A 17939-nucleotide genomic window follows, 5' to 3' on the forward strand; every position below is an offset into this window, starting at 1 on the left:
TGGCGACCCCGGGCGTCAGACGACAGTGCTCCGGCTCCGGCGCCGGGACAGGACGAACCACGAGCCTGCGAAGACCACGAGGAAGGCGGCCCCGGTCCCGAGCGAGCGGATCGTCGACGCCGCGAGTCCCCGAACGGTTCCGGTGCCGTCGGGTGACCCGACCGTCACTAACGAGTAGGGCCCACTCAAGCGCTCGACGAGTGGAGTCGCGTTGGTCACCCATGCCGCAAGGGCGATCTCGGCTGCACGGGGGCTGGTCGTGACAGCCGATAGCTGGACGATCGGCGTGGTGGGCACGACGGCTGCGGCGAATGTGAGCGCTCCGGACGGAACCGACGCCGCTGCGGCCGACGGGGCGAGCCACTGCGGCTCGTTGAGGACTGCCGCCGCGGCCGTCACGCCCTGCTGGGGAGCCAGTACGGTCCCGTCTGCCGTCTGCTGCGCCGAGGCTGCGGGGTTGGGCACAAGGATCACTTCAACGGTCGCGCGATACGACGTCGCGAGTGAAAGCAGGGCGATGAAGGTGACGGCAGCGGCGAGCGTGGCAATGCAGGCGGACACCATGAGCTTGCCGTCGCTGGGGCGGATGCGAACTCGGGCAGGGGCGTCGGCAGTCGGCGGCCCCGCTGACCTGCGTAGCTCCATGCCCATCACCGTATTGACCGCCGGGTTCGGATCGAGCCAGTCCGCGGTGAGCTGTCGGCAAGCCGCATCGAACCGACGGACGACACCTGCGGCGGCCATCTCGCCAAACCCGTGAGCGCCCTGTCTTACCGTTCGATCCGCGGCGTCCGTCGGCCGCGCGGCTGCCGTCCGCCACGCTCGCCCCCCGGCATGATGACCCGTCGTCCAACCGAGCTACGTGTTCGACGCGTCTGCGTCTACCACGCGAGGTCGTCGGGTCCGAGATCGGTGAACTGGGCGCCTCACGAACGAGGCGGTCGTGCCTGACGTGCCGCACCAACGCCTGCCGCGACGGTCGCCGCAGCGGGCCGCCAGGCCCGCCCCACCCCACACGTCGCGGAGAGCACGAATTTCGCGCTTGCCGAAAAGCCTGGATGGGGGTTTCGGCCGGGAATGCGAGTTTTGCGGTTTCCGTGGAATGTGTGGCGACGGTCCGAAATCGCGGGAGGTCGGGCCCGGAAAGGTTTGGCATCGACATTGATCGAGTATTCGCGTATTCGAGCGCCCGGTTCCGGTTGCGGGAGCTGTGCGAGGCATGATGACTTCCTGTGAGAGGTGAGATGGACACGACGACGAGCCGGATGGCTCTTCGTGCCGGTCGGTGGACGGCCGGGTTGTCGCGGCGTCTCGGCCGAGGAGAAGGGGCGATTATTGGTGGGCGGGTGACCCTCGCTCTCGACCCGAGCGCGCTACGGCGTCTCGCGCATCGACGGCGCGTCGTGCTGGTGTCGGGCACCAACGGCAAAACGACCACCAGCCATTTGCTGGCGACATTGCTCCGAACCTCGGGCTCCGTCGCGCACAACGCCACCGGCGCGAACATGTCCGACGGCGCCGTCGCCGCGCTCACCGCCGCCCCCGACGCGGAACTGGCGGTTCTCGAGGTCGACGAGCTGCACGTGGCCGCCGTGGCCGAGGCCGTCGACCCTGCGGTGGTGGTGCTGCTCAACCTCAGTCGCGACCAACTCGACCGCGGCAACGAGGTCCGCATGGTCGCCGCCGCCATCTCGCAGGCCCTGCGTCGTCATCCCGACACGTGCGTTGTGGCCAACGCCGACGACCCCATGGTCGTGTGGGCTACCGGTGCCGCCGCTCGCGTCGTCTGGGTCGCGGCCGGGGCGAACTGGACCGGGGACACCGCAGGCTGCCCGGCGTGCGGCGAGGCACTCCAGGTCGCTGACAGCGGGTCGTGGAGCTGCACGTGCGGTCTGGCGCGCCCGGCCACGCGGTGGCGGTTGCATCCCGCCGACGACACCGTCCTGCGAGAGACCGCCCACCTCGACGGGCGCACCGAGTCGATCCGGGTGTCGCTGCGGCTACCGGGGGCGTTCAACCTTGGCAACGCGGCGCTCGCGCTGGCTGCCGCGGCAGAGCTCGGCATCGACGTCGTGGCCGCCGCCGGCGCGCTGTCCTCGATCCGGCACGTGGGCGGCCGCTACCGCACCGCGGTCCACGGACCGCACCGGCTCCGGTTGCTGCTGGCGAAGAACCCTGCCGGCTGGGCCGAGACCCTGCCGCTGCTGGAACCCGACGCGGCCCGGCTCCTCGTGGTCAATGCCCGCGCCGCGGACGGCCGCGACACGTCATGGCTCTGGGACGTCCCGTTCGAACAGCTCGCCCAGCACGACAACATCGACCGCGGGCCCGGGCTGGTGGCCGTCGCCGGGGAGAAGGCGCACGATCTCGGCCTGCGGCTGAGCTACGCGAACATCGCGCACATCACGCTCGCCGACCCGCTGATCGCGTTGACCGCACTTCCCCCGGGGAAGGTCGACGTCATCGCCAACTACACGGCGTTCCGGTCGCTGGCCTCCCGGCTCGCCACGACCGACCACGACCCGGGCGGTGCCCTCGACCTCGAACGGGAGTTGCAGGTGATCACCGGTCCAGGCCTCATGTGAGCGGACACGGGGCAAGCGGAGCCAGTGCTGTGGAGCTGACGATCGCCGTGCTGCTGCCCGACGTGCTGGGGACCTACTCCGACGCGGGCAACGCCGTAATCCTGGCCGAACGAGCCCGCCGTCGTGGTATCGCGACCCAGGTCTGCACCGTCACGATCGCCGACGCTCCTCCCCGCAGCGCGGACATATACGTCCTCGGCGGCGGTGAGGACGCTGCCCAGCAGGCCGCCGCCCGCTGGCTGCTGCGTCACCGGATGCGTGACGAGCTCGCCGACCGGCATGCCGTGCTCGCCGTGTGCGCCGGTTTCCAGCTCCTCGGCACGACGATCACCGATCGCGACGGACGCGTCCTGGAAGGGGTCGGAGCGCTTGACGTGACCACCAGTGCAGGACCTCGCCGCGCCGTCGGCGAGGTCATCGCCTCGGCAACCGTCTCCTCGATCGGGGAACTCACCGGTTTCGAGAACCATCGCGGCCACACCACCCTGGGCCCCGGCGTGCAGCCCCTGGCCGTTCCCAGCCGAGGTACCGGCAACGGAACCCGCCGCCATGGCCGGCCCACCGAAGGCGCGCTGACCCCCACGATCGTCGGCACCTACCTGCACGGCCCAGTTCTCGCGCGCAACCCCGCGCTCGCCGACCACCTGCTCGGTATTGCCACTGGCCAGGACCTGACACCGCTCGACACACCCGACCAACAAGCTATGCGCCGCGCCTACCTCGAGCGCCGACGCCGACCCCCCGCACTCCGGGGGTTCCTCCCCCGCAGATATCGAGCCCGCTGACCGACCCGGCCCGTCGCCATGTGCGCAAGACCCCGAGCCCGCCGACGGTGCGTCATCGAGTCTGAGAGCGCTTCTGACTCTCGAACCGATCGGGAGGCGGCGACCCGCTCCGCTGGTCCGGCACGTGCGGCCGCCAGGCTCCGCCGTCGTATCGTCCAGCCCTCAGATGTCTTCGGAGTAGGTCACCACCAGCGGGCTGCCTCGCAGGGTCGCGGTGCACTGCCAGCCGCCCTGGTCGGGTGGTGCGGCGAACTCCAGCGTCGCTCCCACTGATGTCCCCGCGGGCAGGGCGGTCGCGGGAAGGCCGACCGCCCGCCAAGTTCCGCTCGACGGCGGTTGCTGCGGTGCGAGCCGCTGGCCGCGCGCGGTCAGGTCCAGGTGCAGATCCGTGGCGGGGTCCACGCCGCTCGCACCGGCGGTGATCCGCAGACGCAGCTCTACCTGGCGATGGCCGGTCGCATCCGGCTCAGGCGCGAGGACGATGAGCGTCGGGCCGTCTGGCCACGTGAATCGCTGCCCGAACAGCACCGATGTGTTCGGCGGTGTGGGCGAGGGTGTGCCGACGACAGTGGGCGAGGCAGGGCCCGGTCCGCACGCCGTGACCGACACCATCGCCACCAGACCGGCCGTGAGCGGAGCGGCCAGCGCCCGGCGCCGCGGCGGCCCGGGACATCGCCTCCCTCCGGACCTCTTACCCACCATGTGTCGCCCTCCGGCCTGACCCAGCGATGCTAGTGGCCGCCGCATTTGTCCGTCGACCCCAAACAACCGGCACGACTCCGGCTCTTGCTGGCTGTTGCGCAGCGAGGTCCTCGCCATTCCGTATTACGGCGGAACTGTCGTCATCCTCCCGTTCTCGGGCGGCAGCAGGTCAATCTTTCGGTTCGTCCGGAACAAACTCTTGGCCAAGACCGCCCCAATCTGTCGAGCATTCTGGCCGGTCCGCGGATTTCGGCCGATGCTGCCGGGATGACTGCGAGCGACGCTTCCGGTCGCAGTGGCGCCACCCGCGACAGCACCGACGAGGGAGCCGGTGATGGAGACGGTGTCGGGGGAGGTGACCGCGGCCGTGCCGGCCTCCGGTGACCAGTCGTGCGTCGACGACGAGCCGGCCAAGTCGAAGCGCCGGTCGCGGAAGCCCGTCTGTCAAGTCCCGGGTTTTGATGGAGGTTCGCGGCCGGCCGGCGGGCCTGGCCACCCGGCCCGCGACAATCTAGGGCCTCGTCGCCCTCCTGAACAGCGGCTACTACGTGGCCACCGACCAGCAGCTGGTGGTCCAGGTCGGCTACCCCGTCTGGGGGCGGGTGCACCTGATCCTCGGCGCCCTGCTGATCCTCAGCGGTCTCGGCGTGCTCGCGCGCAACAACGTGGCACCCGTGACGGGGATCGTCCTGGCCGCGCTGTGCGCACTGGTCAACCTCGCCTTCATCGGGGCCCACCCGCTGTGGGCGGTGGTGGTGATCGCCGTCGACGTCGTGATCATCTACGCGATGACGAGCGCCGGCGGCTGGGCGGCCGGCGAGCGCTGAGGGCGGAGGCGGATGCCGTCCGTGCCGTATCGGCCCGACGTGTCGACGCGGCCGCTCGTCGGCCGCCGGGCCGCAGGGACGGAGGGCCGTCCCGAGCCCCGTCGGAGCCCCGGGCGGGGCTCGCCGATCGCACCACAACGGCCGTGGACAGCCGCGTGCGCTGCCACGGACGCGGCAGCACCCGGCGCAGCACGGCCCGGACGTACCGACGGGCCCCGTCGAGGTCGGTCACCACGCCCGCGAGCACGGGGCGGACGGCCTGCGCGCCCGCCGGCAGCCGATCCACCAGCTCGGCCGCGCCGCAGCCGATCTCCGTGCCGCCGCCGTGCGGGATGTCCAGCATCACCGAGGGTTCGTCGAGCAGGAAGCCTCCGGCGGTGTCCCACACGACCGTGCTGCAGCTGCCGATGTCCAGACCGAGCCGAGCCATGTCCCGGCCCCTGTCCCGGCCCGGAACCCGGCCCGGAATCGGCCGCCGGCCAGGATCGGTCCGGGCACGCGTGCCCGGACGGCGTCCGGTGTCGTCGAGGATCAGCACCGCGTTTGGGTCGCCGAGCTGTTCCACGACGTGCTCGCGCACGTCGTCGCGCAGCCCGTCGATGTCCCAGTCCGCCCAGCGCAGCAGCCGCTGCATACCGTCGGGAGAGACCTCGCCGGCGTGTTCGGCAAGGGTCCAGCCGTTCTTGCGCTCCAACCCCGCGACCAGCCCGGACACGTACTCGCGCATCCGCGCCCGCGGCTCCGCCCGCCGAAACCGGCCCGCCACCCGCTCGTGCAACCGATCAAGCTCGGCCACCGCAAGATCCACCACCACGAGCGGGACTATCCCAAACAGCGGCCAACTGCCGTTGCATACTAGTACTCCAGCCGCAGTTTGTTATGTGATCTTCCGATAGGCTTCGATCTTGTGGAGTTGCCGGAGGATCTCGAGGCGTGGGCCGGTGGCCTGGACGGGTTGTTCGGGCTGGTGGCGGGCCGGTTCTTCCGTGCGGAGCCGCGGCGGCGCGCGCGGGCGTATGTGCGGGGGTTGCTGGCCCCGCTGGCCGGGAAGAACGGGTGGACGCTGGCCGAGGTTGCCGGTGAGGCGACCCCGGATGGGATGCAGCGGCTGCTCAACGCCGCCAGCTGGGACGTCGACGGGGTCCGTGACGATGTGCGGGACTATGTGGTCGAGCATCTCGGCGAGCCGGGTGGGGTGCTGATCGTCGACGAGACCGGGTTCCTGAAGAAGGGCACGAAGTCCGCCGGGGTGCAGCGCCAGTACTCCGGCACGGCGGGCCGGGTGGAGAACTGCCAGCTCGGGGTGTTCTTGGCCTACGCCACTGGCAAGGGGCGCACCCTGATCGACCGCGAGCTCTATCTGCCCAAGTCCTGGACCGGGGATCGGGAACGCTGCCGGGAGGCGGCGGTGCCCGACGAGGTTGAGTTCGCTACCAAGACCGTCTTGGCCAAGCAGATGATCGGCCGCGCCCTCGATGCCGGAGTTCCGGCCTCGTTCGTGGCGGCGGACGAGGCATACGGGCAGGACTACAAGTTCCGCTCCTGGTGCGAGCAGCGCCGGATTGGCTACGTCGTCGCGGTTCCCCGAAATCAGTCCATCCCGTTGTCCGTGGACGCCGACATCTCGCAGATCAGCGGCTCACGACGGGCGGATGATCTGGTCGCCCGCGCTCCCGAACGGGCATGGAAGCGCCGTTCGGCCGGCCCCGGGGTGAAGGGTGAGCGGTTCTACGACTGGGCCGTGGCCTCGCTGTATCCGCCCGAGAACGCCCCGGCCGGGTGGGGCCGATGGCTGCTGGTGCGCCGCCAGATCCTCGGCGCCGACCAGCTCCAGGCCGGTGCGGAGCCGGAGCTGGCCTACTACCTGTGCGCCGGGCCGCCCGGTACCACCGACGAGGACCTGATCCGGGTCGCCGGGACCCGCTGGGCAATCGAGGAGTGCTTCCAGACCGCGAAGAACGAGGTCGGTCTCGACCAGTACCAGGTCCGCCGCTACGACGCCTGGTACCGCCACATCACCCTCGCCCTCCTCGCCCACGCCTACCTCTCGGTCACCGCGGCAATCGCCCCAAAAGACCTGGTAGCGGCCTCATCCCGCTCACCCTCGCCGAGATCCGACGTCTCCTGGCACCTCTGACCCACATCCCGACCCAACCGCTGCGATGGGCCTGGTCAACCTGGCGACGCCGCCACCAACACCGAGCCCGCGAAGCCCACTACCGCCGACGGGAACAGCACACCTAACGAACTGCGGCTGGAGTACTAGTACTCCAGCCGTACTTCGTTATGCAGGCGTCCGCTAGGGTCCGATCTTGTGGAGTCGGCGGAGGATCTCGAGGCGTGGGCCAGCGGGCTGGATGGGTTGTTCGGGCTGGTGGCGGGCCGGTTCTTCCGGGCGGAGCCGCGGCGTCGGGCGCGGGCGTATGTGCGGGGGTTGTTGGCGCCGTTGGCCGGGAAGAACGGGTGGACGCTGGCCGAGGTCGCCGGGGACGCGACCCCGGATGGGATGCAGCGGCTGCTCAACGCCGCCACCTGGGACGCCGACGGGGTGCGTGACGATGTGCGGGACTACGTCGTCGAGCACCTCGGTGAGCCGGGTGGGGTGCTGATCGTCGACGAGACCGGATTCCTGAAGAAGGGCACCAAGTCCGCCGGGGTGCAACGGCAGTACTCCGGCACCGCCGGGCGGATCGAGAACTGCCAGCTGGGGGTGTTCCTGGCCTACGCCACCGGCAAGGGTCGCACCCTGATCGACCGCGAGCTCTACTTGCCCAAGTCCTGGACCTCGGACCGGGAACGGTGTCGGAGCGCGGCGGTCGGTGACGAGGTCGAGTTCGCCACCAAGACCGAGCTTGCCAAGCAGATGCTCGGCCGCGCTCTCGACGCCGGAGTGCCCGCATCGTTCGTGACCGCGGACGAGGCCTACGGGCAGGACTACAAGTTCCGCAGTTGGTGCGAGCAGCGCCGGATCGGCTACGTCGTCGCGGTCCCGCGCAGCCAGACCATCCCACTGTCGATCGACGGCAACCTCGCCCAGATGGCCGGCTCACGCCGAGCCGACGATCTCGTCGCCGGTGCCCCAGAACAAGCATGGAAGCGGGGCTCGGCCGGCCCCGGGGTGAAGGGCGAGCGGTTCTACGACTGGGCGGTGGCCTCGCTGTTTCCGCCGGAGAACGCCCCCGCCGGCTGGGGCCGCTGGCTGCTGGTCCGCCGCCAGATCCTCGACCCCGACCAGCTCCAGGCCGGGGTCGAGCCCGAGCTGGCCTACTACCTGTGCGCCGGCCCGCCCGGCACCACCGACGAGGACCTCATCCGAGTCGCCGGCACCCGCTGGGCCATCGAGGAATGCTTCCAAACCGCGAAGAACGAGGTCGGCCTCGACCAGTACCAGGTCCGCCGCTACGACGCCTGGTACCGCCACATCACCCTCGCCCTACTCGCCCACGCCTACCTCTCAGTCACCGCCGCGATCGCCCCAAAAGACCTGGCAGCGGCCTCATCCCGCTCACCCTCGCCGAGATCCGACGTCTCCTGGCACCTCTGATCCACCATCCAGCATAACCATTGCGGTGGGCCTGGTCGCGCTGGCGACGCCGCCACCAACACCGAGCCCGCGAAGCCCACTACCGCCGCCGCGAACGACATACATAACCAACTGGGGAGTGTCCGATCTTCGGTGTAACTGGTCTGTAGCTCCGGGCGTGTCCCGGGGGAAGGACCACCAATGACCGACACGATCGAGCCCATGCCGCGGGCTCGGATTGATCACCAGCAGTTCGCTCAGCAGTTGGTGGAGGCCGCCAAGGCCGACGGGGTGGAGCTCGTCGGCCCGGACGGGCTGCTCACCGGGCTGACCAAAACAGTGCTCGAGACCGCCCTGGAAGCCGAGCTCAGCGAGCACCTGGGCTATGACCGCCACGACCCGGCCGGGCGCGACGGCGGGAACTCCCGCAACGGCACCCGCACCAAGACCGTGCTCACCGAGATCGGCCCGGTCGAGATCGAGGTGCCGCGCGACCGCGACGCCAGCTTCGAGCCTCAGATCGTGCGCAAGCGCCAACGCCGCCTGGACGGGATCGACGAGATCGTGCTGTCGCTGACCGCCCGCGGCCTGACCACCGGGGAGGTGGCCGCGCACTTCGCCGAGGTCTACGGGGCCAAGGTCTCCAAGGACACCATCTCGAGGATCACCGACAAGGTCCTCGACGAGCTGGGCGAGTGGCAGAACCGCCCGCTCGACGCCGTCTATCCGGTGCTGTTCATCGACGCTCTCTACGTCAAAGTCCGCGACGGGCAGGTCACCAACCGGCCCTTCTACGTGGTCATCGGGGTGACCGTGGACGGGCAGCGCGACATCCTCGGGATCTGGGCCGGCGAGGGCGGCACCGGTGGGGAGGGCGCGAAGTTCTGGCTGCAGGTTCTGACCGAGATCAAAAACCGCGGGGTCGGCGATGTGTGCATCGCCGTCTGCGACGGCCTGAAGGGCCTGCCCGAGGCGATCACCACCGCCTGGCCGCAGGCGGTGGTGCAGACGTGTGTGTTGCACCTGATCCGCAACACCTTCCGCTACGCCTCCCGGCGCTACTGGGAGCAGCTGGCCAAGGACCTGCGCCCGGTCTACACCGCCCCGACCGAGGCCGCGGCCCAGGCCCGGTTCGCCGAGTTCGCCGAGACCTGGGGCGGGCAGTATCCGGCGATCATCGCGCTGTGGCGGGCGGCGTGGTCGGAGTTCGTGCCGTTCCTGGACTACGACGTGGAGATCCGCAAGGTCATCTGCTCCACGAATGCGATCGAGTCGCTCAACGCCCGCTACCGGCGGGCGATCAAGGCCCGGGGGCACTTCCCGACCGAGCAGGCCGCGCTGAAGTGCCTCTACCTGGTCACCCGCTCACTCGACCCCACCGGGAAGGGCCGAACCCGCTGGGCGATGCGCTGGAAGCCGGCCCTGAACGCCTTCGCGATCACCTTCGCCGGCCGTATCGTCCCCAGCAACGGAAACTAGCCGCCACCCCGGCCAGTTACACCGTTCCTCTGACACTCCCACCAACTGCGGCTGGAGTACTAGGCGCGGGCAAGAACGTCCAGCGGAAAAGGGTGGAGCCCAGCTCCTCAGCGCCGCATGGTTGCAGGAGTGACGGCGGGTGAGCCACTGGGTCGTTCGCGTCACAGGCGTTGGGTCGAGCAGGGGTGTGTGGCGGGGGTCAGTTGATGCACGGCACACCTGCGGCGGTGATCGGTGGTGCGGACGATGCCCCGGGGGCGTCGTCGCCGGGAGTCGTCGGCCGGCTTGTCGGGGTGGGTGGGCTCTGTTGGCCCGGTCCGTCGGGCCCGCGGTAGTCGCGGCCGAGCAGTATCCGGATGTGACCGGCGGGCAGGGTGTTGTCGGTGTGCACGGCCAGCCCGCCGAGTAGGGCCGCGATCTGGTCGGCGGCGGCTCGGGTGCCGGCGGGTGCGCTGATCGCGGAGCTTGCGGCGGTGGGGGCGTTGGCCAGTTCTCCGGGGATGAAGCCGTGGTCGTCGAGCAGGTTCTGCACGCCCGCGCCAAGGCCGGTGCGGGCGGTGGCGTTGCGCACGTCGACGGTCACCGACGGGGCCCCCGGGCCGGGGGCCGGTGCCGGGGGCGTGGTGGGTCCGGATAGCCCAGCGACGAAGCCCTGGACCAGGGCGGGGTCGACCTGGACGGCGAGTCCGTCGGAGGGGGTGCGCAGGGCGGGGTTGCCGGTGGGGATGGTGCGGAAGCTGATGTTGCCGCCGGTCAGGCCCTGGACCTGGTCGGCGAACGCGAGCAGGTCCCATCCCTGGTCGAGCACCACGTAGTGGCTGATCGCGTCGATCAGCGCGGACAGCTGCCCGGGGTTGGCCAGCGTGCCGGCGGAGAGGACCTTGTGGGCGAGGCTGGCCAGGAATGCCTGCTGGCGCACGATCCGGTCGAGGTCGCCGCGGGGCAGCCCGTGGCGTTGGCGGACGAACGCCAGCGCCGGCGCGCCCTGCAGGGTCTGGGGCCCGGCGGGCAGATCCACGCCGGAGTAGGAGTCCTTGACCGCGCTGTTCAGGCACACCGGGACGCCGCCGACGGCCTGGGTGATCTGGGCGAATCCGGCCAGGTTGATCTCGGCGTAGTGGTCGATCGAGGCCCCGGTCAGCTGTTGCACGGTGGCGATCAGGTTGCGTCGCCCGGCCTGGTTCGCGCGTTGCTCGAGTTCCGGGCCGGACACACCCTGCGCGGCCAGGTGGGCGTGTTCGGCGTTGCCCGCACGCGCATATGCAGAGTTGATCTTGTGGGTGCCGTAGCCGGGGATGTCGACGTAGGAGTCGCGCGGGATCGAGATCGCGGTGGTCGGTTTGGCCGGGTCGTTCGGGATCCGGATCAGGATCAGGGTGTCGGTGTTGAGGGTGCCTTCGTCGGGGCCGGCGTTGAGCTGGTCGAGCAGCTGTTGGGGCAGCGGGCGGCCGGCGGCGTCGGTGCGGCTGTCGAGCCCGACGAGCAGGATGTCGGTCGCGCCGTCCGAAGGCTGGTGCGCACCCAGGACGTCGCTTGTGGTCAAGCTCGAGCCGAGCTGGCGGTAGATCGCCCAACCGTAGCCGGTGACCACCAGCACCACCACGGAGAGCGCCGCGGTGATGATTCGGGCCGCCTTCCCAGCCCGCGTCAGCCCGGCCTGCGCGGCGCGCGCGGTGCGCTCGGGCTCGGTTCGCTCACCGGAGTCCGCCGGGCGACGGCCCGCAGGGTGGTCACGGCCCACGTTCGGGCCGGGCGGTCGGCCCCGGTATTGCGGGGGCACCGGGCCGCTCGCCCGCCAAGGCTCTGCACGCCCGGCACGCGGCGGTGTCACGTTGCGTCAGGGTCAAATAGCGGCGGTCCGGACCCGACGCCGTGGACATCACCAGGCGTCGGTCTGTCCACCCCACCTGGGGGCGAGGCGGTCGGCTGCGAATGCGACGCCGCCCGCGGTGGCGCCGCTGGTGAGGCCGGGCTCGAGAACAGGTACCGCATCGCTGCGGTGCGCGGATCACCCAGGCTGCGTAGCTCCTGTAGCGGGGCCCGCAATTGCGCCAGCGGCTCGCGGATCTGCTCGAACTCCGGCCCGAGCTCGTCGTGCAGCTTCTGCTGAGCGTCCTCGCCGAACGTCTTGACCTTACGCACCGCTTGTCCAACCCAGGCCGCCGCCGCAGGCAATCGTTCCGGGCCGAGGACAAACAACGCGACAACGCCCAATACGAACAGTTTCTCGACACTGAGCCCAAACACTGGTGCGCCTAACTAACGCGCGTCCGCGGGGCCGATGGCCTTCCCCGAGGCCGCTGTTGTCGCGTCGGTGACCGGGGCAGTGGTCGCGGCCGAGACGGGCGGGGCGGGATGTGCGCTACTGCTCGATGTTTCCGTTTCGCGCATTTCTGCTTTCAAGATCAGCGCGGATCGGCCCAGGCCGCGCGCGGCCTCGGGCAGTCGTTTCGCACCGAACAGCAGCGCCACGACACCGACGATGATCAGCCAGTGAGTCGGGCTCAACGCACCCATGTCTGCCCTCCGCACACCCGGCATGGACCAGCACCGGCCGATGCTACGTGGGTGGTTTCGGGCTTGGAGCAGAACCTCACGCGCCGGCCGCCGTCACGACCATGTCCGTGACGAATCCGGCCGCCAACCCGACGAGGACTCCTCCGTACAGGGCCCACGGACGGCCCGCCCGTACGGCAACGCCGACCAGCTGGATGACCACGTAGAGGATCGACCCGGCGGCCAAGGTCAGGAACGTGATGCTGAGCAGGTCGCTGGTGAATTGCTGGCCGACCGCCGTTCCGATGAACGTGGGGCCGCCGCCGATCAGCCCCATGAGCAGGAGAAAGCTCCAGCCGGGACGCTCACCGACGGCTGCGAGCGGAGCCACAATGCCGAACCCCTCGGTTGCGTTGTGCAGCGCGAAACCGATGACCAGGAGCGTGGCCAAGGAGAGCTCGCCACGAGCCGCGCTACCGCCGATCGCGAGCCCTTCGCCGAAGTTGTGCATGCCGATGCCGATCGCGATGAGCAGTGCCATGCGTCGTGCGGGCGTCACCCGTCGGCCGGTCGTGAGTTCTGCTGCGGCCATCGCGCCCGGCCCGGTCGCGGGCTCGCGGCGGTGTGTCATCCAGTGCTCGTATCCGGCCAGGCCCAGGAGCCCGACCGCGTTTCCGACCAGGAACAACAGCGCCAACCCGATGACGGGTCCGAGTCCGGCGGTGCCGTCGTGGAGGGCTCCGACAGCGGCATCGACCGGTTCCCACGCGTGGGAGAGCACATCCCACACCAGGAACAGCAGGATTCCGATCGTGATGGCGTTGAGCAGCACCTGAAGCCGGGGCGATGGTCCCCGCATCCGGCCCAGGGGAAGGCCCAGCATGATCGTCGCGCCGGCGACGAGCCCCAGCAGTAGGGTCTGTCCCTCGTCCATTGACCTCACTCCTCCGGTCGGCCAGGTAACCCTTACCTCTGGATAGGTGCGGGTCAACTACCTGAGAAGAGTCCGGAATATGACGATCTGATCCTTCATTGTCCCCGCGCCCGGGTCGGGGGTCGGCGGTGCGGCGCTCGTCGTTGGCGGTGTTTTCCCAGGTGCGACGGGGAACGCCGCATCGCGGGATGAGCCGCCGCCATGTTGACCAATGTGGGAGACCACACGGCGACGCCGAAGTTTTGGCCGTCTTCTTGCCATCTCAATACCTCCGCATCGTCCGCCTTTACTCCCGAGTTCAAGCAGCGGTGCCACGTCCAATGGCGGCGCCCACATTCTGCTGCCGCGCAAGGTGGCGCAGGCGGCATGTTGGCTGACCGGCAGCGCGGCGACGCGCCGCGCAACTCATAAATGGCATCGACCGAGCGCAGCGACCCGCCTTGGGGTGTGTTTGGGCAGCCTGCGGCCGTGTCGTTGTCGGGTTGATCACTGACCGCGAGGTCGGCTCCGGTCGGCACCTGGCGGTTTGAGATGCTGCGATTCGTGATTGAGACAGACCGGTTGTGACGGACAATTGTGGTCCGGTGTCCGGATTGGTCGGTGAGCGGTACGGGCCGGCGATATTCGCGGCCAGCCGTCCGGCGCCGCCCCGCACCCTGCTCGACATTCTCGACGCGACGACGTGGGCCTGCCCGGACGCGGCCGCGCTGGACGACGGCAACGTCCGGCTGGACTATCGGGGCCTGCAGGCGGAGGTCACCGCTGCGGCGCGCACCTTGCGGGCGGCCGGGATCGGCCCGGGTGACCGCGTGGGGATCCGGATCCCGTCCGGGACCGCCGGTCTCTACGTAGCGATCCTGGCGATTCTCGCGGCCGGGGCCTGCTACGTGCCGGTCGACGCGGACGACCCGCCCGAGCGCGCCGAGCTGGTGTTCACTGAGGCGGCGGTGACGGCCGTTCTGGACAACGGCGAGGCCCTGCGCGTCTGTCGCCCGCCGCGCGGGGTGCGGCGGCCGACCACACCCGATGACGACGCCTGGATCATCTTCACGTCGGGCTCGACGGGGGTCCCGAAGGGGGTCGTCGTCACCCACCGATCGGCGGCGGCGTTCGTCGACGCCGAAGCACAGCTGTTCCTGCGGCACCGGCCGATCGGCCCGGGTGACCGGGTCCTGGCCGGGCTGTCGGTGGGCTTCGACGCCTCCTGCGAGGAGATGTGGCTGGCCTGGCGGCACGGCGCCTGCCTCGTCCCGGCGCCGCGCGCGGTGATACGCACCGGGGCCGACCTCGGCCCGTGGCTGGTCGAACGCGGCGTCACCGTCGTGTCCACGGTGCCAACCCTGGCGTCCCTGTGGCCCATCGAGACCTTGGCGGCGGTGCGGCTGCTCATCCTTGGTGGCGAGGCGTGCCCGGGCGAGCTGGCGGCGCGGCTTGCGGCGCCAGGGCGCGAGGTGTGGAACACCTACGGTCCCACCGAGGCGACTGTTGTGGCCACCGCGGCCGAGCTGACCGGCGACGGCGAGGTCCGGATCGGGACCCCGCTGGCCGGCTGGCTGGCGGCGGTCGTCGACCCCACCGGCCAGCCGGTGTCGTGGGGGGACGCTGGTGAGCTCGTGCTCGGCGGCGTCGGCCTGGCCCGCTACCTCGACCAGGATCGCGACGCGCAGCGCTACGCGGCGCTGCCGGCTCTGGGTTGGCGGCGGGCCTACCGGACCGGCGACCTGGTCCGCGCGGACCCGGCCGGGCTGGTGTTCGTCGGCCGCGTCGACGACCAGGTCAAGATCGGAGGGCGGCGCGTCGAGCTGGGGGAGATCGACGCGGCACTACACGCGGTGCCGGGGGTGGTCGCGGCAGCCGCCGCGGTTCGCAGTGGGCCGAGCGGGCTCCCGGTGCTGGTGGGCTACGTCGTTCCGAGCCCCGGTTTCGACCTGGCGGGGGCGCAGCGGGACCTGGCCGACCGGCTTCCTGCGCCGCTGGTCCCTCGGCTGGCAGTACTGGCCGAGCTGCCCAGCCGCAGCTCCGGCAAGGTCGACCGGGCGGCGCTGCCATGGCCACTGCCCGAGGACCCCGGCACCGGTGCGCGCCCCGACGGGACCGCTGGCTGGCTCGCCGACCGGTGGACGGAGCTGCTCGGGTCTCCGGTTACCGGGACCGGCCAGGACTTCTTCGCGGCGGGCGGCTCCAGCCTTGCTGCAGCCTCGCTCGTGTCGGTGCTGCGTGCCCGGTTCCCCGGCGTGTCGGTCGCCGATGTCTACCGGTACCCGACGCTCGGGGGGCTCGCGGCCCGGCTCGACGAGTTGGGCGGGGGCGCGGTCGCCACCGGCCGGGTCCGGCCCGTGCCGCGCCGCGCCGCCGCGGTGCAGCTGGCGGTGCTGGCGCTGTCGTTCGCGGTCACCGGGGTGCGCTGGGTGGTGGTGCTTGGGTTCGCGGCGGACCTGGTCGACGTGGCGACGTCGGGGGCGTGGGCCCCCCACACGTCGTGGTGGTTCGTGACGATCGGTGGGGGCCTGCTGCTCACCCCGCCCGGCCGGTTCGCGATCACCGTGGCGGCGGTCCGGGCGCTGTGTCGCGGCGTTCGACCCGGTGACCATCCCCGGGGTGGGCGGGTGCACCTGCGGCTGTGGGCCGCGGAGCGGGTCGCGGCCCTCTTCGGCATCGCCGCGCTCAGCGGGACGCCGTGGGCTGGGCGATATGCACGCGCGCTGGGCTGCCAGGTCGGGCGCGACGTCGTGCTGCACACGAGGCCTCCGGTCACCGGGCTGGCCCGGCTCGGCGACGGCGCGGTGCTCGAACCGGAGGTCGACATCGCTGGGTGGTGGCTCGACGGCGACGTGCTGCGCGTCGGCGCGATCACGATCGGGCGCGGCGCCCGGGTCGGGGCCCGCAGCTCGGTCGCGCCTGGCGTCGACATCGGCGACGACGCCGAGGTTGCGCCCGGCTCCGGCGTCGACGTCGACGTCCCCGCCGGCCAGCGGTGGGCCGGCGCGCCGGCCCGCCAGACCGGGCGTTCTGGCGAGGACTGGCCCGCTCCCCGGGGCGGGCCCCGGTCCCGACGCTACGACCTCGCCTACGCCGGTGCCCTCGTCGCTCTGCCATTGCTGTCGGTAGTGGCGGCGCTGCCCGCCGCCGCGCTGACCTACCTGCTGCTCGGGCTCGTCGGGACAGGCGAGGCGGTGCCGCTGCTGCTGGCGACCGCGCCGGTCGCCGCGCTGCTCACCTTCGCCTGCTATGCGCTGCTCGTGGCGCTGGTCGTCCGGGTTGCCGGGCGGGCGATCGTCGTCGGCGACCACCACGCCGACGGTCGGGTCGGCTTCGCCGTCTGGCTGGTCGAGCGGCTGGTAGACCAGTCCCGGTCCGCGTTGTTCCCGCTGTACGCGAGCCTGCTGACGCCAGCGTGGTTGCGGCTGCTGGGCGCGCGGGTCGGCCGCAGGGTCGAGGCTTCGACGATGACTGGGCTACCTGGCCTGGTCCGTGTCGGCGACGGCGGCTTCCTCGCCGACGACAGCCTGCTCGCCCCCCACGCCCAACGTGGCGGATGGCTGCGCATGGGGGCCGCGGCCGTCGGCGAACGAGCCTTCGTCGGGAACTCCGCAATCGTCGGTCCCGGGCGCGCGGTGCCCGACGGCGGGCTGGTCGGCGTGCTGTCCGAGACACCACCGGACCCGCCCATCGGCTCGTCGTGGCTGGGGCGGCCGGCGATCGAGCTGCCGCGCCGCCCCGGTCAGGCCGACCCGGCCCGCACCTACGCGCCGCCGCGGCGGCTGGTCCTCGCCCGCGCCGCCGTCGAGGCGATGCGCCTGGTGCCGGTCACGACGAGCTTGGTGCTCGCCGAGGGCGTCGCCGGCGCGCTCGGCGAGGTCCGCCTGACCTATGGCCTCCCGGCCGCGGTCACGGTGAGCGGCGCGCTGCTGCTGTTCGCCGGGATCCTGGCCTGCCTGCTGACCACCGCCGCCAAGTGGCTGCTGCTCGGTCGGATCCGCCCCGGCGAACACCCACTGTGGAGCTCGTTCGTATGGCGCAACGAGCTCGTCGACACGTTCGTCGAGGAGCTCGCGGTCCCATGGCTGGCCGGCGCGGCGGTCGGCACCCCGCTGCTAGGTGCGTGGCTGCGGACGATGGGTGCCACGGTCGGGCGTGGCGTGTGGTGCGAGACCTGGTGGCTGCCGGAGTATGACCTGGTCGAACTCGGTGAGGGCGCCTCGGTCAACCGGGGCTGCGTGGTCCAGACGCACCTGTTCCACGACCGGGTGATGCGGCTGGACCGGGTGGCGCTGCAGGCCGGCGCGACGCTGGGCCCGCACAGCATCGCGCTACCCGCCGCCGTACTCGGCGAGGCCGCGAGCGTCGGCCAGCTGTCGCTGGTCATGCGCGGCGAACACGTCCCCGCCGGAGGCCGATGGTCCGGAAATCCCATCGCCGGTGCGCCGGACCCGATGCCGCCACGGCCGTACCGGGTCGGTCCCCGCCATGCGGCACCTCGCAGCCGCCCGCTTCACGCTGCTGAGCGGCGGACACGATCGCAAATCCAGACAGGCCCCGAGATTGTCCGAATCGACCCGCGCGAACGTTCCACGCCCGAGGTCTAGATCTAGACCTACACACGAGGCC

General features: G+C 71.2%; 14 protein-coding genes and 1 pseudogene. 7 read left to right on the forward strand and 8 right to left on the reverse strand.

Annotated features, from left to right (window positions below; translation table 11 throughout):
* Positions 1-15: 15 nt before the first annotated feature.
* Entirely contained in the window at positions 16-744 is a 729-nt protein-coding gene (locus PSED_RS00220; protein ID WP_233899248.1) for a hypothetical protein, read from the reverse strand.
* A 500-nt stretch (positions 745-1244) separates the two neighbouring features.
* On the opposite strand from PSED_RS00220, the gene PSED_RS00225 reads away from it, so the two are divergent.
* Together PSED_RS00225 and PSED_RS00230 are read left to right on the forward strand one after the other, a co-directional pair.
* Positions 1245-2585: a MurT ligase domain-containing protein gene (locus PSED_RS00225; protein ID WP_013672267.1), complete on the forward strand. Its 1341-nt coding sequence runs from the start codon at positions 1245-1247 to the stop codon at positions 2583-2585.
* A gap of 29 nt (positions 2586-2614) precedes the next feature.
* Positions 2615-3370 (forward strand): type 1 glutamine amidotransferase, encoded by a 756-nt coding sequence (locus PSED_RS00230; RefSeq protein ID WP_013672268.1) that lies wholly within the window; start codon positions 2615-2617, stop codon positions 3368-3370.
* 162 nt (positions 3371-3532) lie between these two features.
* On the opposite strand, the gene PSED_RS00235 is transcribed toward PSED_RS00230, so the two are convergent.
* Positions 3533-3898: a hypothetical protein gene (locus tag PSED_RS00235; protein ID WP_041759132.1), complete on the reverse strand. Its 366-nt coding sequence runs from the start codon at positions 3896-3898 to the stop codon at positions 3533-3535.
* A 722-nt stretch (positions 3899-4620) separates the two neighbouring features.
* Between PSED_RS00235 and PSED_RS00240 the strand changes: the two genes are divergently transcribed.
* A complete protein-coding gene (locus PSED_RS00240; RefSeq protein ID WP_013672270.1) occupies positions 4621-4899 on the forward strand; it encodes a DUF7144 family membrane protein in 279 nt (92 codons plus the stop codon).
* Here the strand turns inward: PSED_RS00240 and PSED_RS00245 are convergent.
* Both PSED_RS00245 and PSED_RS00250 read right to left on the reverse strand, forming a co-directional pair.
* Positions 4850-5329, reverse strand: coding sequence for a rod shape-determining protein (locus PSED_RS00245; RefSeq protein ID WP_233899507.1), 480 nt, complete (start codon positions 5327-5329; stop codon positions 4850-4852). The two genes, PSED_RS00240 and PSED_RS00245, sit on opposite strands and share 50 nt — an antisense overlap.
* 63 nt (positions 5330-5392) lie before the next feature.
* Positions 5393-5713 (reverse strand): annotated as a pseudogene (locus PSED_RS00250) (transposase); the annotation flags it as partial.
* Positions 5714-5791: 78 nt separating this feature from the next.
* Here PSED_RS00250 and PSED_RS00255 point away from each other — a divergent pair.
* The 3 genes from PSED_RS00255 (at position 5792) to PSED_RS00265 (ending at position 9901) form a co-directional block, all read left to right on the forward strand.
* A complete protein-coding gene (locus tag PSED_RS00255) occupies positions 5792-7036 on the forward strand; it encodes an IS701 family transposase (RefSeq protein ID WP_407692854.1) in 1245 nt (414 codons plus the stop codon).
* Between the two features lie 177 nt (positions 7037-7213).
* Positions 7214-8443 (forward strand): IS701 family transposase, encoded by a 1230-nt coding sequence (locus PSED_RS00260; protein WP_013672272.1) that lies wholly within the window; start codon positions 7214-7216, stop codon positions 8441-8443.
* A 180-nt stretch (positions 8444-8623) separates the two neighbouring features.
* Positions 8624-9901, forward strand: coding sequence for an IS256 family transposase (locus PSED_RS00265; RefSeq protein WP_013672244.1), 1278 nt, complete (start codon positions 8624-8626; stop codon positions 9899-9901).
* Between the two features lie 199 nt (positions 9902-10100).
* Here PSED_RS00265 and PSED_RS00270 read toward each other — a convergent pair whose 3' ends face one another.
* The 4 genes from PSED_RS00270 to PSED_RS00285 form a co-directional block, all read right to left on the reverse strand.
* A complete protein-coding gene (locus tag PSED_RS00270) occupies positions 10101-11642 on the reverse strand; it encodes an LCP family protein (protein ID WP_233899250.1) in 1542 nt (513 codons plus the stop codon).
* Positions 11643-11728: 86 nt separating this feature from the next.
* Entirely contained in the window at positions 11729-12148 is a 420-nt protein-coding gene (locus PSED_RS00275) for a twin-arginine translocase TatA/TatE family subunit (protein ID WP_013672274.1), read from the reverse strand.
* Between the two features lie 12 nt (positions 12149-12160).
* Positions 12161-12418 (reverse strand): Sec-independent protein translocase subunit TatA, encoded by a 258-nt coding sequence (gene tatA / locus PSED_RS00280; protein WP_083845043.1) that lies wholly within the window; start codon positions 12416-12418, stop codon positions 12161-12163.
* Between the two features lie 76 nt (positions 12419-12494).
* The gene (locus PSED_RS00285; protein ID WP_013672275.1) at positions 12495-13331 is read right to left on the reverse strand and encodes a ZIP family metal transporter; all 837 of its coding nucleotides are present in this window, start codon (positions 13329-13331) and stop codon (positions 12495-12497) included.
* A gap of 584 nt (positions 13332-13915) precedes the next feature.
* Between PSED_RS00285 and PSED_RS00290 the strand changes: the two genes are divergently transcribed.
* Entirely contained in the window at positions 13916-17917 is a 4002-nt protein-coding gene (locus PSED_RS00290) for a Pls/PosA family non-ribosomal peptide synthetase (RefSeq protein ID WP_013672276.1), read from the forward strand.
* Positions 17918-17939: the final 22 nt, after the last annotated feature.

The sequence above is a fragment of the Pseudonocardia benzenivorans CB1190 genome (assembly GCF_000196675.2).
GTDB classification, from domain to species: domain Bacteria; phylum Actinomycetota; class Actinomycetes; order Mycobacteriales; family Pseudonocardiaceae; genus Pseudonocardia; species Pseudonocardia benzenivorans.